The 15137-nt window shown below is 63.0% G+C and carries 11 protein-coding genes and 1 pseudogene; 11 read left to right on the top strand and 1 reads right to left on the bottom strand.

The window, feature by feature from the left end; translation table 11 throughout:
• The 11 genes and pseudogenes from icmH (at position 1) to OHZ10_RS09450 (ending at position 14058) form a co-directional block, all read left to right on the top strand.
• On the top strand, positions 1–900 hold the full coding sequence (icmH, locus tag OHZ10_RS09500; RefSeq protein WP_342702219.1) for a type IVB secretion system protein IcmH/DotU: 900 nt from the start codon (positions 1–3) through the stop codon (positions 898–900).
• A 20-nt stretch (positions 901–920) separates the two neighbouring features.
• Positions 921–3047: pseudogene (locus OHZ10_RS09495) on the top strand (type VI secretion system Vgr family protein).
• A 2-nt stretch (positions 3048–3049) separates the two neighbouring features.
• A complete protein-coding gene (locus OHZ10_RS09490) occupies positions 3050–3937 on the top strand; it encodes a DUF4123 domain-containing protein (RefSeq protein WP_059234051.1) in 888 nt (295 codons plus the stop codon).
• Positions 3938–3939: 2 nt separating this feature from the next.
• Complete coding sequence (locus OHZ10_RS09485) at positions 3940–6876, top strand: toxin VasX (protein ID WP_342702218.1); 2937 nt, start codon at positions 3940–3942, stop codon at positions 6874–6876.
• Between the two features lie 6 nt (positions 6877–6882).
• Positions 6883–7863 carry a hypothetical protein gene (locus OHZ10_RS09480; RefSeq protein ID WP_342702216.1) on the top strand — a complete coding sequence of 327 codons (981 nt, stop codon included), beginning with the start codon at positions 6883–6885 and terminating at the stop codon, positions 7861–7863.
• A gap of 528 nt (positions 7864–8391) precedes the next feature.
• Complete coding sequence (locus tag OHZ10_RS09475; RefSeq protein WP_342702214.1) at positions 8392–8931, top strand: hypothetical protein; 540 nt, start codon at positions 8392–8394, stop codon at positions 8929–8931.
• Between the two features lie 22 nt (positions 8932–8953).
• The gene (locus OHZ10_RS09470) at positions 8954–9211 is read left to right on the top strand and encodes a PAAR domain-containing protein (RefSeq protein WP_081051822.1); all 258 of its coding nucleotides are present in this window, start codon (positions 8954–8956) and stop codon (positions 9209–9211) included.
• A gap of 645 nt (positions 9212–9856) precedes the next feature.
• On the top strand, positions 9857–11218 hold the full coding sequence (rimO, locus tag OHZ10_RS09465; protein WP_124457073.1) for a 30S ribosomal protein S12 methylthiotransferase RimO: 1362 nt from the start codon (positions 9857–9859) through the stop codon (positions 11216–11218).
• A gap of 3 nt (positions 11219–11221) precedes the next feature.
• The gene (locus tag OHZ10_RS09460; protein ID WP_342702212.1) at positions 11222–12148 is read left to right on the top strand and encodes a sugar kinase; all 927 of its coding nucleotides are present in this window, start codon (positions 11222–11224) and stop codon (positions 12146–12148) included.
• 74 nt (positions 12149–12222) lie between these two features.
• Positions 12223–12765 carry a hypothetical protein gene (locus tag OHZ10_RS09455; protein ID WP_059234058.1) on the top strand — a complete coding sequence of 181 codons (543 nt, stop codon included), beginning with the start codon at positions 12223–12225 and terminating at the stop codon, positions 12763–12765.
• A gap of 111 nt (positions 12766–12876) precedes the next feature.
• Entirely contained in the window at positions 12877–14058 is a 1182-nt protein-coding gene (locus tag OHZ10_RS09450) for a cystathionine beta-lyase (protein ID WP_059234059.1), read from the top strand.
• Positions 14059–14145: 87 nt separating this feature from the next.
• Here OHZ10_RS09450 and serB read toward each other — a convergent pair whose 3' ends face one another.
• The gene (gene serB, locus OHZ10_RS09445; protein ID WP_059234060.1) at positions 14146–14991 is read right to left on the bottom strand and encodes a phosphoserine phosphatase SerB; all 846 of its coding nucleotides are present in this window, start codon (positions 14989–14991) and stop codon (positions 14146–14148) included.
• Positions 14992–15137 lie beyond the last annotated feature (146 nt).

Genomic DNA, 15137 nt, shown 5'->3' with positions numbered 1-15137 from the left:
ATGAACACTACCGTCGATATCGGCAACGACAAGATCGATCTCGAGTCCCAGTCGCGGGCACAGCAGCCGGTGCCTCAACCGTCAGGGCAATTGCCGGAAGCCCAGTCGGATGACTTCCTGCGCACCCCGCTAGTCGCCCCGCTCGGAGACAAGGGCCGCATGCTCTTCGATTCGGTGTTTCGTATCGACCACGACGATGACCTGCAATTCCAGCTGCGCGGCCACAGCCTCAACCCCCTGGTGGATGCTGCGCAGCCGCTGCTTGGCCTAGTCATCCGCCTGCGTCGCCTCGACCGCTGCGATGACATCTCCAAGCTCTACGCCAGCGTGCGTGACCAGATCACCGCGCTATCCGAGGAAGTGCGTCAGCTCGGCTACGACGGCGCCACCCAACTGGCCTATCGCTACGCGCTGTGCACCTTCATCGACGAAGCTGTCATGGCCACTCCTTGGGGAAACAGCTCGCTCTGGCGCAATCGCTCGCTGCTCAGCTACCACCACAACGAAACCTGGGGCGGCGAAAAATTCTTCACCGTGCTCGCGCGCATGCAAATGGAGCCGGAGCGATACCACCACGTCCTGGAATTCAAATACCTCTGCCTTTGCCTGGGCTTTCAGGGCAAATACGGCCAACAGCACAACCAGCAGGACGTGCTCAACGCGATCATCGTCAAGCTTCACCGCATCCTGCGGCCGCTGCGCGGCGATACGCCCGAGCGCCTCACCGATGCGCCCACCGTCGCCACGTACAGGTACCGCCTCAAGCGCCAGATGCCCCTCTGGACACCCTGGGTGATCGCGTTTGCCGTACTGGTCGGCGCCTACCTGTTCTTCTCGATCAGGCTGGGTGCCACCACCGACCAGGTCCTGCAATCGCTGGATCACATCCTCAAACCGTAACCCAGGCCACGGGAGCGACCATGCCTACGCAATCCGACCTGCGCTTTACCTTCACCGCCGGCGACGAATCATTCGAGGTCGTCGAGTTCACCCTGCACGAGGGCCTGTCCGAGACCTTCCTGTTGCGGGTGGAACTGGCCAGCGCCAACGCCGCCATCGACTTCGGTCAGGTGCTCGACCGCAACGGCCTGCTCACGATCTGGCAAGGCGGCGTGCCCGTGCGTTACGTGCACGGCGCGGTGTCAAGTTTCGTGCAAGGCGACACGGGCTTTCGACGTACCCGGTACTCCGCGGTCGTTGAGCCGCGCCTGGCGCGCCTGAAGCTGTCCTCCGACTGACGCATCTTCCAGACCCTGAGCGTGCCCGAGATCGCCACGGCCGTGCTCAAGGCACACCATCAAACGCTGGACTATGAACAGCGTGTCACCAACGAGCATCTGGCGCGCGAGTACTGCGTGCAGGCTGGCGACACCGACTACGATTTCATCGAACGCATGCTGCGCGAGGAGGGCTTTTTCTACGCGTTCCAGCACAAGGCGGACGGGCATCGCCTGATCCATTGCGATCGCCTCTTTATTTTCGGTCGCCAGCAGGGCGAGCCAGTGCTGTACAACCCCACGCCCGGTGGCGACCAGCCGCAGCCATGCCTGCGCACCTTCGCGTACACCGAGAACGTGCGCACCGCGCGCCAGGTGCAGCGCGACTACACGTTCAAGAGTCCACGCTATCCGCACGAATACCCGCGCAAGGGCGCGGACCTGGATCACCAGGGCCGCGGCTACGCGCGCTACGACTATCCGGGCCGCTACAAGCACGAGCCCAGCGGCAAGGCATTCACGCAGGACCGCCTGCGCGGCCACCGCCGCGATGCGCGTATCGCACTGGTTAGCGGCGACGACGCGCGCCTGCAACCGGGCCTCGCCTTCGACCTCACCGGTCACCCACGTGAGGACATGAACCGCGGCTGGCGGTCAGTGAGCATCGTGCATCACGGCAAGCAATACGCCAGTCAGGCGGAGGAGAGCGCCGACGCGCAACAAGGCACGCACTATCGCTACGAAGCGGTGCTGGTGCCCGACGACGCGGAATGGCGCGCCGAGCCGCTGCCGCGCCCGCGTATCGACGGTCCGCAGCCGGCAACGGTGGTGGGCCCCGAAGGCGAAGAGATCTACACCGACGAATTCGGCCGGGTGAAGGTGCAGTTCCCATGGGATCGCGAGGGCAAGCACGACGAGCACAGCTCGTGCTGGATCCAGGTCGCGCAGAACTGGGCTGGCGCGACGTGGGGGCATATGGCGATCCCGCGCATCGGGCAGGAAGTGATCGTGGTCAACCTGGATGGCGATCCGGACCAGCCGCTCATCATTGGGCGGGCGTACAACCGCCTGCAGTTGCCGCCGTACGAACTGCCGCGACACAAGACGCGGATGACGATCAAGAGCCAGACGCACAAGGGTGAGGGCTACAACGAACTGCGCTTCGAGGACGAGAAGGACCAGGAGGAAATCTACGTCCACGCGCAGAGGGATCAGAACATCCACGTCAACCACGACGAAACCACCTTCGTGGGCAACGACCGCAGCGAGCAGGTCGAGCACGACGAAACGATCGCCATCGGCAACGATCGCAAAGAAACCGTGGGTCGCGACGAGCAGGTCACCATCGGTCAGGACCGGCGCCACGACATCGTGCAGGACGACTTCCAGGCTATCGGCCGCAACCACACGATCCACACCGGCAAGGATCGAACCGAGGAAGTCGGCAACCATCGCTGCGACAAGACCGTTGCCGATCACACGGTGGATATCGGTGGGCATCTAACGCAGCGCGTGCAGGGCCGTGCCGAACTGGAGGCGGGGCAAGCAATTCGGCATCGCACCAAAGTTTATGAAATCCGTGCGGCCGAGGTTCTGGAGGTCAAAGGCCCGGGCGGCACCGTGCGCATCGACGGCGGTGGCATCACGCTGGAAGGCGTGGCGATTCGAGTAAAGGGACCAATGACGCAGAGCAGTGGGGGCACAAGTACGGTACCCGCCCCAGTGGGCGTCCCTGCCGAGGGCCTGCCGTTTGATGTGCTCTGCATGAAGCGCAGTGACGGGAGTTGCCCACGCTCCGATTGCCCATGCGGCAACTTCCGGGGAGGCTGACAATGCTTGAGGCACTGGAGCAACCGATACTGCCAGCGACCACGGATACCTCTCCTTCGACTTACCTGTTGCTGGAGAGCGAAATACTGGACGAGTGGCTGCTGGCGCAACCCAATACGCCGGAAGAGCACACCATCGCGGATACAGTGCGCTCGCTGGATTTCACCTGTACGCAACGCTGGGTGTGGCGTGAAACCGAATACCACGACTACGACACCCGGGGGCCGATGCTGGTCCAGTACGGACCGGGTTCGGCTCTGGCGAGCACCTTCATTGACGTATGGTCGCCAACCGGCGCCGCCGTGCTCCTGGTGACGCCCGAACCCATGGAGACCGTGCTGGCCCACCTGCGCGAAATTCTTTTCGTGCACATGCCCGACGGCAAGAAGGCACGCTTTCGTCTTCAGGAAACGGCGGCATTGGCTAGCGTGTTGCAAGCCTTGGACCCGCATCGTGCCGGCACACTGCTTGGCCCGGTGCAAGAACTGCAGTGGCGGGAGAACCTGGGCCCGGACCACCAATGGTGGCGCTATCGGCAGTCTGCAGGTGGCTACCAGGTGCAGGGGGGCTTCCAGTTTTCCGCCCCTGAGATGGCTGCCATCGATGCTGGCTTGGCCGACTACCAGTTGCGCAAGCAGACGGCGCTCACACTGGGCGCCCCCCATAGCTTCCGCGATAGCGCTCGCCAGCAAACACGGATCTGGCTGGAGCAACTTTACCAATGGGGCTTCCAGGAGCCGCACCATTTGGAAACTGCGATGGAGGCGTTCCGCCACCCCGCCTATCTGGCGCACGCGCATGCCGTCGTCGCCTTGTTGGGCGACGCAAACCTGACACCGGGCGCTCGTGCGACCGGGGCGTTGAACCATCTGCTTACCGAAGGAGCCTGAGCATGGCCGGAACGACCTCATACGCCAGCGCTCGCGAAAGCTGCCACGCTCGTATCCCCTTGTTTCCCTTGCGCTACTCCGCTCATGCTAAACCGAAAGGCGGTTCACTCTATCCCTACGAGCTGCCCTCGCTGGACCGGAGCTTCAGAGCGCTAGATCATGCCCAATATGGCTTGCGTTGCATCGGTGGCGGTTTTATCTACCTGTTCGACGAGACGCAAGGAGACGTCTTCGTTTGGCGAGTGAATGAAGAGAGCGGACAGTTCATCGAGCTGCAATCCAAGCACCGCTCCCTGGAAGGCGCGCTCAAAGACTACAAGCCTGGGCACACCGTTCGCCATATCTGGGCGCGGGAGTGCTCCGTCGTTCATCTTTTGCTGACGGACACCTTGTTGACTGAGCGGAAAATCCGCGCCATCCAGTCCGACCAAGATGGCATTCGCACCCAGTTGGCGACCACCATCGACATCAAGGCCTGGCAGGCCGACGCACCAGCGAAACACACCTTCGCCGCCGAAGGGATGGGCGACCTGGTGGAGGAATTCAAAGGCACCAACCTCGATTTCTCGCCGTGGAAACTAAAAAACGTCATCCCGACAGCCAAGGCACTGCTCACCAGCATGAAAGCCGTTGCGCCTGCCAAGCAAATAGCCGTGGTCATGCGCGACAACATCGCGCTGGTGCAGGACCTTGGCGGCCTGTTCTTCCAAGCGCGCCAGGCCATGGAGAGCTACAACTCCGCGCCAGACAAGTCGAGCACGTACGGCGACGTGAAACGATTTCGGAAGATGCTGATCGCCGAGTTGATCGAGCGCATCTATGAATCCGCATACGCTCAGAAGAAGGGTTTGGCCGGCAAGAATCGGGAAGAGTTTGACCGCACCCTGCAACGGGATATCGACGAGCGAGAGTGGATCCGCAAACGCTTTGCCGACAACCTGGCCGTCATCGAGCGCGAACCGGCCCGGCATCGCCCGTCCTCGTACCCCAATGCCCGTCGGCAACTCGATGCCATGCCCATCGAACCGATTGGCCAGCGCTCCGCGGTCTTGTCGAACGCGGCCGGGCTCTATGCCCGTCATGTCCGGGAGGCGGATCGTGTGAAGTTCATGCAGGAGTTTGCCAAGGAAATCGGAAAGCGCCATGGAGTGGTACTGGACCACAAGAACGACCGCTGCAAATGGTTGGAGAGCTACCAGACAACAAAGTCCGCGAACGATATGGGTACCTCATTCCTGCGCTATGACACCGAGGATCCGAATTCGTCCACCAGTCACGCGCTCGCATTTGCTATCTGCATCGAGAGCATGATCTGGGGGACCGAAACGACGCCGCCTGGCAAGAAGGACAACGAGCGCGAGTTGTTCGAGCGGTGGTGGAAACTGCCGTGGAAGACCAATCCCATTCTGATCAATATTGACCATGACAAGGGGTTTGCGGACACGCTTTGGGAGAACAAGAAAGATGTCGCCACGGATGCCGCGTTCAGCAAGGGTCTGGGACAGCTTATGCGCTACGTGGCGTTGCATTTCTTGATGGAGCAGGTGAGTGTCTACACGCTCAGTCGATTCCCGAGGGCGGGGACTCAGACTCGCCCGTGGCACGGCGCGGCACGTGACGCAGTGGCGAACCGCGTCCATCAATTGGCTGGCATGGGCACAGTGGAAGATGCCAATCGTCTTGTGAACATGGTGGAAACACGCTATCAGGACCGCGTGATCGTGCGCGGATTGACACTCCCGGAAGCGGCGGATGCCTTGGATGACGCGGCAGGATTTCCTCGCGGCACAGTGGCGCGAGGATCGATTGCCATGGGGGCAGGGGACACCATGGAGCTTGCCGTGTTCCAGCGGTTGACGCCGATGACACGCGTCGCCAATCCGTTCCTGCAAGTGTTTGAGCGCGGAGTAGCGGGTGGGGTGGCGTTCTTTAGTCTCATTAACCTGAAAAATGCCGCTATTACTTTCCGTTCGGACAAGAGCTATGGAGCGCAATGGAATTTGATGGCCGCATTCATGGGTATCGGAAGTGCAACGAACGGAGTTCTTATGAACACAAGGGCACTGATGCCGGCTGTTTACTCGCGGGCATCAATTTCCGGATTTCTGTTGCAACGTCTCGCCGGTGCCGGAGCACTACGGTTGTTCGGTTATGCGGGAGCTCTGTTTGATGCGCTTTCAAACTGGTTCAAAGCAGCTGATCAAAAGAGCATTGGGAACCACGAGGCAGCCAAAGCGTATGCGTTGGCCGGCGTCGGTCTGGGGCTGGGAGGAGCAGCTTTGACCACGGGCGGTGGTGTGCTCGCGGCGGGCGGGACAATGGCGAGCGTCGTAGCCGGTCTACCCGTAGGGGGTTGGCTTGTCGCCGGTGTGATTCTTTTGGGAATGGGCATATGGTGGGTGTGGCAGGCTGAGCAGGCCCAATTCACTCCGCTCGGCTTTTGGCTTAACGACGGGACTTTTGGTAAGCGCGAGTTGCTGGGACGGGCTTCTAGGGAGACATACACCACCCTCGATGATGAGAACAGGGCATATGTAAACGCTGTCTGTGCGCCGAAGTTAGAGGATAGCGAGTGGAAGGTTGTCGGCGCCAAGCACTCGCCCATACCGCTGCCCAGCAGCAGCGGTGTCTACCTTACATACGAGCCACGCTTGGTGTTGACGATTGTCTATCCGCTAGATGGCACTGTGAAACCGCCCACCATCACTCATGCCAGCAGCGGAGTCGGCGGGGCGGCGCCAACATTGACCGAAGACGGTAAAGGGAGGCCGCTGGACGGAGGGGGCGTGGTTCGCACCTACGCGGTGACTGGCCTCAGCAAAAAGGCCGCCGACCGCTTGACCTTGATCGCCGCATATACGCCGACGCTCCTGCAAGAAGCGTTGCAAACGCGATGCGATATCGATGCGAGCGATGCCCCGTTCTACTACCAGAAATAACGGACCATGAATCGACACCAAGTTCCCAAGGCAGAGCGCAGCATCTTCTTCGCACGCGTTGACGCCCTGCGCCCGGGTGACTCGCCCTTAGGTGTGGAGCCTGCTGCTGACAACAACGTTATGAAGGTCACCGAGCACTGCCTATTCATGCGTACAGCCTTCGGCAGCATATATGGTGGAAGACGTAGCATGAGTTGGTGGGCCGCTGTAATGATTCCTTTTACATTCGCAATGTTCTCCATTTTCGAATATTTGACTTACGTCGATGATCGCGACCATAAGGGATACACCGCTGGAGCCCTGACGCACTATCTGGGGAGCTTGGACCACACGGTTGGCATGACTGCTCTAGCCTTGTTGGGTTTTTCCTGGATTTTCATTCCCTGGCGCACTCAGTTGCCCATCATCTTCAATCGAAGGACGCGTCAAGTGATCTGCGTCATTCAGGGTAAATCAGTTAGCCAGTCATGGGACCATCTGGAAGCCTATATCAAGGATGTCACCACCTTTGCAGTAGGCGGCGCGCCAGTCAATGAGGGTGTGCTGACCCTGGCCTTTCCCTGCGCCGACCCGGAGAGGTCACATGCTGATGGTCGTCTGCGCATCGGCATCGCTGCGACGAAGGATGCCGACGAGGCCTTCTTCAATCGTGGCATCTACGGTGCAGCAATGGTGTGGGAATACATCCGCCTCTACATGCAAGACGGCATGGATGCCCTGCCGCCTTCCTCGGCACTGGACAACTATCGAGCCACCAGCATGCGAGAGTGCATCAAGGCGTGGAATCCGTTCGGTATGTTCCAGACACGCACTTGGTGGAAGCGCCTGCTGGCACCCGTGCTCTTTCCTGTCGTCGCACCTTTCTTATGGCTCATAGCGCTGGGCGACATCTTCTATATGTGGCTTGACCGCATCCTTCCGCGCCGCAAATGGCCAAAGGAACTCATCGACGCTTGCGATGGCGTATGGGACGGAGGGGAGAATTGATACCCGGAAACCCGATCCCAAAGGAGGTGCGTTGAGCGCACCGCCGCCGGCGGAAGCCTTGGCGCGTTGAATCGATGAAGATGGCGTTGCGATTTTCCAGAAAGAAGCGACCCGGCGTGGCACTGGCCATCCGCACGTCGAATGACCGGAAACGCGCTGGAGATCAGCGTCGTCACCATGGCCTGCTACGGCGCGCACCGCGCGTGGGGCATGGGCACGGCGGCGTGATTTGCCTCGTGCAGTGGTTTCAGCCGAGAAGGCCGATAGGGCAGTTACCCAGCCCTCGAACTGACCGAGGCATTGTGGTAGCAGCACGGCTTCTGGCGTCGTGCTTACGTGCACAAAGCGCCTGAGCGGAGTCCCATCGGTCTCGAAGCGGCCGATCAATTATTTTCTGGAGTGCACTCGCATGACCAATCCCAGCCTCGAAACGGCGATCAAAGGGGGCAATGACCGACCTAACGTGTTATTTACACTCGGTGGCACCAGGCCGCCCTGTTGACGGCGCTATTCTCTCCACTGCTAGTCGTGTCGATGTTCGTGCTATTCCCATTGCGCACCGACGGACATCTTCTTGCCATCGCGGTGCTGATAGTCATCTGCATCGCCACCCCGTTGATCTTGGCCCACGTGGTGTACCCACCTGCCAAAGACGTGGTGCACATTACACCCGACGCCTTGGTCTTCAAGCGCTATGGAACCGTCACCTTTGACAGTATCACCGCATCTACCTTGGACGGACTGATCCGGCTCACGCGCCGGCAGCAGCCAACGCTGGCGTTGCTCGGTAACCGCAAGACGTCCGGCTACAAGGCCTTCGCGGCGGCGCTTGGACCTGCCATGGCGACGTGGCGGTCGCACCACCCAATGGTACCGATCAAGCAGAGCCATTTCCAGGGCACGTGGCTGGCCAAGGTGCTCGGCGCACTGATCGTGGTCAGTTGTCTGGGCCTCGCCATCGCCGTCGTGACTATGAAACTCGCCCTGGCCTCGTTACCTGCCTTGGCGATCGGCATCTTCGGTGGTCTCCGTCTGCTCGCTAGTAAGCGCCAGGATATTCAGAAGTAGTACAAACCATAAGGAGCTTGATATGCGACCTATCGTACTCGTCGGTCACCGACACAGCTGTCCCGTCCACGGTGACGGAACCGTCGTCAGCGGCGCCGAGTCCGCTGCCATTAACGGCCGAGCGATCGCGCGCGTGGGCGACCGCATCAGTTGCGGAGCGGAGATTCAAACCGGCTCACCCGGCACGGAGATCGAAGGTCGGCCGGCGGCGCGTCAGGGTGACACCACCAGCCATGGCGGCACCTTGGTCGAGGGCGAGCCTGGGTGGCTTGTGGAGTGACAGCAAGCGGTCGCTACGCGGCGGGGGCGCCGTCGGTGATGACTGTCGAAGATGGCTTACCGCTGCGATAGCGTAGGCAAATTGTATTGATGAACGACGACAATCAGCGGTTGACAATTTCGCATCTGTCACGACGGTGTCATTCTCGTGCTTGGCTCGGCAACGAACAGCAAAGCGTTCAACTGGTCGCCTCCGAGTTTCTCTTCCGCACACTGATGCCTGATGTACGGAGCGCGCACCGGCAGAACCGTGTTGCGTTCCTTCGCCGCGAGGCTGTCGCTGGCCGCGTCGACCGTAATCGTGGTATTCGCGATCTACGTGGGTTGCGCCAATGGCGGAATAAGCGTCGGCGCGACTCCGGCCGATCAGGCCCCCGACAATCCGCGCAGACCGTCTTGTACCTGACCATCCCCGATCTGCCTGCACGAACACGTTGAGTGCCCCTTTCCAGACGTCGCTTATGGTAGGCGGAATACCCTTCGTCACGTAGTGAAAGGGTCGTATCAAGCTCGACCTCGCGCACCGCAGTCCGCCACGCGGCACATCCGAGCCGAAGGCCTGTGCCACCCTGGCCACTCGTTTTAGGCTGCTGGACCCTAAATCGCTGTAAACTCACGCTTTTGCTGCCACGCCCTCACATTCCAGATGTCCCAATCCCCCAAAGTAGGGTTCGTATCCCTCGGGTGCCCCAAGGCGCTCGTCGACTCCGAACAAATCATCACGCAGCTGCGCGCCGAGGGTTATGAAATCTCCGGCACCTACGACGGCGCCGACCTCGTCGTCGTGAACACCTGCGGCTTCATCGACGAAGCCGTGCAGGAAAGCCTCGACGCGATCGGCGAAGCGCTGACCGAGAACGGCAAGGTGATCGTCACCGGCTGCCTCGGCGCGAAGTCGAGCGCGAGCGGGTCGAACCTGATCGAGGAAGTCCATCCGAAGGTGCTCGCCGTCACCGGCCCGCACGCGGTGGGCGAAGTGATGCAGGCCGTGCATTCGCACCTGCCGAAACCGCACGATCCGTTCACCGATCTCGTGCCTGCCGCCGGCATCAAGCTCACGCCGCGTCACTACGCGTACCTGAAGATCTCCGAAGGCTGCAACCACCGTTGCACGTTCTGCATCATCCCGTCGATGCGTGGCGACCTCGTGTCGCGCCCGGTCGCCGAAGTGATGCTGGAAGCCGAGAACCTGTTCAAGTCGGGCGTGAAGGAACTGCTCGTGATCTCGCAGGACACGAGCGCCTACGGCGTCGACGTGAAGTACCGCACGGGTTTCTGGAACGGCAAGCCGATCAAGACGCGCATGACCGACCTGGTCGCCGCGCTCGGCGAACTCGCGGCACAGTACGGCGCGTGGGTGCGCCTGCACTACGTGTACCCGTATCCGAGCGTCGACGAAGTGATTCCGCTGATGGCAGAAGGGCCGTTCAAGGGCCACGTGCTGCCGTATCTGGACGTGCCGTTCCAGCACGCGCATCCGGAAGTGCTGAAGCGCATGAAGCGTCCGGCGAACGCCGAGAAGGTGCTCGAGCGCGTGCAGAAGTGGCGCGAGATCTGCCCGGACCTGACGATCCGCAGCACGTTCATCGCGGGTTTCCCGGGCGAGACGGAAGAGCAGTTCGAAACGCTGCTCGACTTCATCCGCGAGGCGGAACTCGATCGTGTCGGCTGCTTCGCCTATTCGCCGGTCGAAGGCGCGACCGCGAACGAACTCGATGGCGCGCTGCCGGACGACGTCCGTGAAGCGCGTCGTGCGCGCTTCATGGAAGTGGCCGAGGAAGTGTCGGCGAACCGCATCCAGCGCAAGGTCGGCAAGACGCTCAAGGTGTTGATCGACGAAGTCAGCGAGGAAGGCGGTATCGGCCGCACGGCAGCCGATGCGCCGGAAATCGACGGGGTCGTCTATGTCGAACCGGCGACGAAGGCATCGAAGCGCTACAAGGTCGGCGATTTCGTGTCCGTGAAGATCACGGGCGCCGACGGTCACGATCTGTGGGGCGAGGTGTAAGCGATGGCCGCCGCATTTCCGGAGATCCTCGCGCTCGGCGAGGCGATGATCGAATTCAACCAGTCGCAGCCGGGCCGTCCCGAATTCCTGCAGGGCTTCGGCGGCGACACGTCGAACTTCTGCATCGCGGCGGCGCGCCAGGGCGCGTCGACGGGCTTCGTGTCGGCAATCGGCGACGATCCGTTCGGCCGCTTGCTGGCCGACATGTGGCAGGCGGAACACGTCGACACGACGTACGTGCGGATCGACCGCGCGGCGCCGACCGGCGTGTATTTCGTCACGCATGGCGCCGACGGTCACCAGTTCGACTATCTGCGCGCGGGCTCCGCAGCGAGCCGCTATGCGGTGGGCGACCTGCCGCTCGACGCGCTCGCGGCCGCGAAGGCCGTGCACCTGTCGGGCATCAGCCTGGCGATCAGCACGGCCGCGTGCGACGCGGCGTTTGCGGCGATCGACCACGCACGCCGCCACGGCGCGAAGGTCAGCTTCGACACGAACCTGCGCCTGAAGCTGTGGCCGCTGCCGCGCGCTCGCGCGGTGATGCGCGAGGCACTGCGCCAGACGGACATCTGCCTGCCGAGCTGGGACGATGTCACGGCGCTCACGGGCGCGAACGATCGCGACGCGATCGTCGACGTGATGCTCGAGCACGGGCCGCAGGTCGTTGCACTGAAGCTCGGCAAGGAAGGGGCGTACGTTGCGACGCCGAACGAGCGGCGTGTCGTGCCGGGCTTCACGGTCGAGGCCGTCGATGCGACGGGCGCGGGCGACTGCTTCGGCGGCGCGTTCGTCGCGCGGATCGTCGCGGGCGACGATCCGTTCGCGGCCGCGCGTTATGCGAACGCAGCGGCGGCGCTGTCGACGACGGGCTACGGTGCGGTCGCGCCGATTCCACACCGCGACGCAGTGGAACGCCTGATGCACGGCTAACGCCGCACGCGGGCCACGGCCCGCAGGACATCGCCGCGATTTTCGAGCGAATCTGAAGCAAGGAGCAATACAAGGTGGGTCGATATTCGGAATGGCAACGGGCGCTCGTCGTCGCAGGCGCGCTGGCAGCGGGCCTCGCGATGCCGCGCGTGGTCGCGGCGCAGGCCGTCGCGCCGGGCGTGCAGCAGGATGAACCGGCAGCGGCGCGGCCGCTGAAGCCGAATCCCGAGTTCGCCCGCCTGCCGCGCTACGAAGGCACGCTTGGCGATCGACCGATCGTCGTGCATCTCGGCCCGAAGACGGACGAGGAAGGCGTGCACGGCGAGTACCAGTTCGCCGATACGGGCGAGGTCGTGTTGCTCGCGGGCGATCGCGACGGCGACACGCTCGAGATCGAGGAATCGAACGACGGCACGAACATCACGGGCGTGTGGGTTGGGCGCTTCGACACGACGGGCGACCTGAAGGCCGACCGGATGAACTCGGACGAGTCGGATCCGCAGCCGGTCGTGCTGCGCCTGGCGCCAGGCAAGCGCGCGGCGCTGCAGGTGCGCGACGGCCGCGTGCAGGAAATCGAGACGGTGGGTGGCGTCGTCAACCTGCGCACCGACGACTGAGCACGCTGGCTTGGCGCGCGCGGCGCGCATTGTACCGGGCCAACCGCGCCGATTTTGGCTAATCTAGCGACATATTCCGCAACCGAACGGCCTCGTGCCCGGCTTCCTGTCATGACTGCATCCTCTCCCAAGCGCGCCCTGCAAACCCGCATCGTTCAACCCGACGACGTCATTCCGGAAGGCTTCCGGTCGTTCGTGCCGCCGGTCGCGCGTGCGTCGACGGTCGTGTTTCCCGATCTCGCGACGATGCGCGCGCTCGTCTGGCACAACGACAACCAGTGGCGTTACGGGCTGCACGCGACGCCGACGTCGCTCGCGCTCGCGCAGCGGCTCGCCGAGATCGAGGGCGGTACGCACGCGCTGCTGCAGCCGTCGGGCCTCGCGGCGATCATGAACGTCTACTTCGGGATCGTGAAAGCGGGCGACGACGTGCTGATTCCGCACAACGTGTACGGCCCGAACGCGGATTTCGGCAACTGGCTCGCGAAGGATTTCGGCATCACTGCGCGCTTCTACGATCCGCTGATCGGCGCCGGCATCGCCGACCTGATCCAGCCGAACACGCGGCTGATCTGGATCGAGTCGCCGGGCTCGGTGACGATGGAAGTGCCCGACGTGCAGGCGATCGCGGCGGCCGCGAAGGCGCGCGGCATCGTCACCGCGATCGACAATACGTTCTCGGCCGGGCTCGCGTTCAAGCCGTTCGAGCACGGCGTCGACATCTCGGTACAGGCGCTGACCAAGTACCAGTCGGGCGGCAGCGACGTGCTGATGGGCGCGACGATCACCGCGAACGCGGAACTTCACGCGCAGCTGAAGCTCGCGCGGATGCGCTGCGGGATCGGCGTGTCGGTCGATGATTGCTCGCTCGTGCTGCGCAGCCTGCCGAGCATGCAGGTGCGCTTCGATGCGCACAGCAAGAGCGCGCTCGCGCTCGCGCAATGGCTGAAGGCGCGGCCGGAGATCGCGGCAGTGCTGCATCCGCAGATCGCCGATTGCCCGGGGCACGCGTCGTTCATGCGCGATTTCACCGGCGCGGGCGGGCTGTTCTCGGTGGTGTTCGACGAACGCTACAGCGCGGAGCAGATCGACCGCTTCGTCGAGTCGCTCGAACTGTTCGCGATCGGCTGGAGCTGGGGCGGCGCGTGCAGTCTCGCGATGCCTTACGACGTCGCGTCGATGCGTCCGGACTGGCCGCATCGCGGCACGCTGGTGCGTTTCTACGTTGGCCTGGAAGACGAAGCCGACCTGCGCGCGGACATCGAACGCGCGATGCAGGACGTACTCGGTTGATCGCAGGCCGCGAAGGCCTCGCGTAAAAACAAAACGCCGGCGCGATGTTGAATCGCGCCGGCGTTTTTCATGAGCGGTGCAGCGGGATCAGAACAGCCGCAGCAGCCCGTCGAGGCCGACATGGTCGAACGCGACCGTCGCCGCGTCGCGCACGACCGGCTTCGCGTGGAACGCAACGGACAGCCCGGCTTCGGCCATCATCTTCAGGTCGTTCGACCCGTCTCCCATCGCGATCGCGCGATTCGGCTCGAGGCCGAGCGACGCGCACGTCTCGCGTAGCAGGCGCGCCTTCACGTCCGCGTTGACGATCTCGCCGAGCACCTTGCCGGTGAGCTTGCCGTCGACGATCTCGAGCGTGTTCGCATGCGCGTAGTCGAGGCCGAGGCGCGCCTTCAGCCGCTCGGTGAAGAACGTGAAGCCGCCCGACACGAGCAGCGTCTTCATGCCGGCCGCCTTCACGCCGGCCAGCATCGTCTCGGCGCCCGGCGACAGCTGCAGCCGTTCCTCGTACACGCGTTCGAGCGCCTGCGCGTCGAGCCCGGCCAGCAGCGCGACGCGGCGCGTGAGGCTTTCGTTGAAATCGCGGATCTCGCCGCGCATCGATGCTTCGGTGATCTCCGCGACCTGCGTTTTCAGCCCGCAGAAATCGGCGATTTCGTCGATGCACTCGATCGTGATCAGCGTCGAATCCATGTCCATCACGGCGAGCCCGAAATCACCGAGCGTGCGGCCGGCTTCGACGAACGCGAAATCGAGCGCATGCGTGCCGCAGTACGCGTCGATGTCGAGGCGCTGTGCCGGATTCGCGTTTTCGATGCGCAGCGCGTGATCGTCGGTCTGCACGATGCGGGTGCCGCGCGACAGCGCGAGCAGCGGTTTGTGATGGGCGTCCGACAGCGGCGCAAGACTCTGGATGACGAGATTGTGGGTCATGACGGGATGGTTGGGAGGCGAATGAATGGCATGCGCGGCCAACGGGCGGCCGCCTGCGAACGCGGGCCCCGTCCGGCTGCGGGCCATTGCGTCGCGAACGCGCCATTGTAGCCGGTTGGCCGCGCATGGCGACCGGGCCGGATCGA

The sequence above is a fragment of the Burkholderia arboris genome (assembly GCF_038723655.1).
Taxonomy (GTDB): domain Bacteria; phylum Pseudomonadota; class Gammaproteobacteria; order Burkholderiales; family Burkholderiaceae; genus Burkholderia; species Burkholderia arboris.
Note: the sequence above shows the minus strand (reverse complement) of the source record. Positions and strands in the feature narration are given on the sequence as shown.

What these genes read in the sequence shown, in the direction of transcription:
- icmH (WP_342702219.1), top strand. Translation starts at nt 1, where the DNA reads ATGAACACTACCGTCGATATCGGCAACGACAAGATCGATCTCGAGTCC.
- OHZ10_RS09490 (WP_059234051.1), top strand. Translation starts at nt 3,050, where the DNA reads ATGCTTGAGGCACTGGAGCAACCGATACTGCCAGCGACCACGGATACC.
- OHZ10_RS09485 (WP_342702218.1), top strand. Translation starts at nt 3,940, where the DNA reads ATGGCCGGAACGACCTCATACGCCAGCGCTCGCGAAAGCTGCCACGCT.
- OHZ10_RS09480 (WP_342702216.1), top strand. Translation starts at nt 6,883, where the DNA reads ATGAATCGACACCAAGTTCCCAAGGCAGAGCGCAGCATCTTCTTCGCA.
- OHZ10_RS09470 (WP_081051822.1), top strand. Translation starts at nt 8,954, where the DNA reads ATGCGACCTATCGTACTCGTCGGTCACCGACACAGCTGTCCCGTCCAC.
- rimO (WP_124457073.1), top strand. Translation starts at nt 9,857, where the DNA reads ATGTCCCAATCCCCCAAAGTAGGGTTCGTATCCCTCGGGTGCCCCAAG.
- OHZ10_RS09460 (WP_342702212.1), top strand. Translation starts at nt 11,222, where the DNA reads ATGGCCGCCGCATTTCCGGAGATCCTCGCGCTCGGCGAGGCGATGATC.
- OHZ10_RS09450 (WP_059234059.1), top strand. Translation starts at nt 12,877, where the DNA reads ATGACTGCATCCTCTCCCAAGCGCGCCCTGCAAACCCGCATCGTTCAA.
- serB (WP_059234060.1), bottom strand. Translation starts at nt 14,991, where the DNA reads ATGACCCACAATCTCGTCATCCAGAGTCTTGCGCCGCTGTCGGACGCC.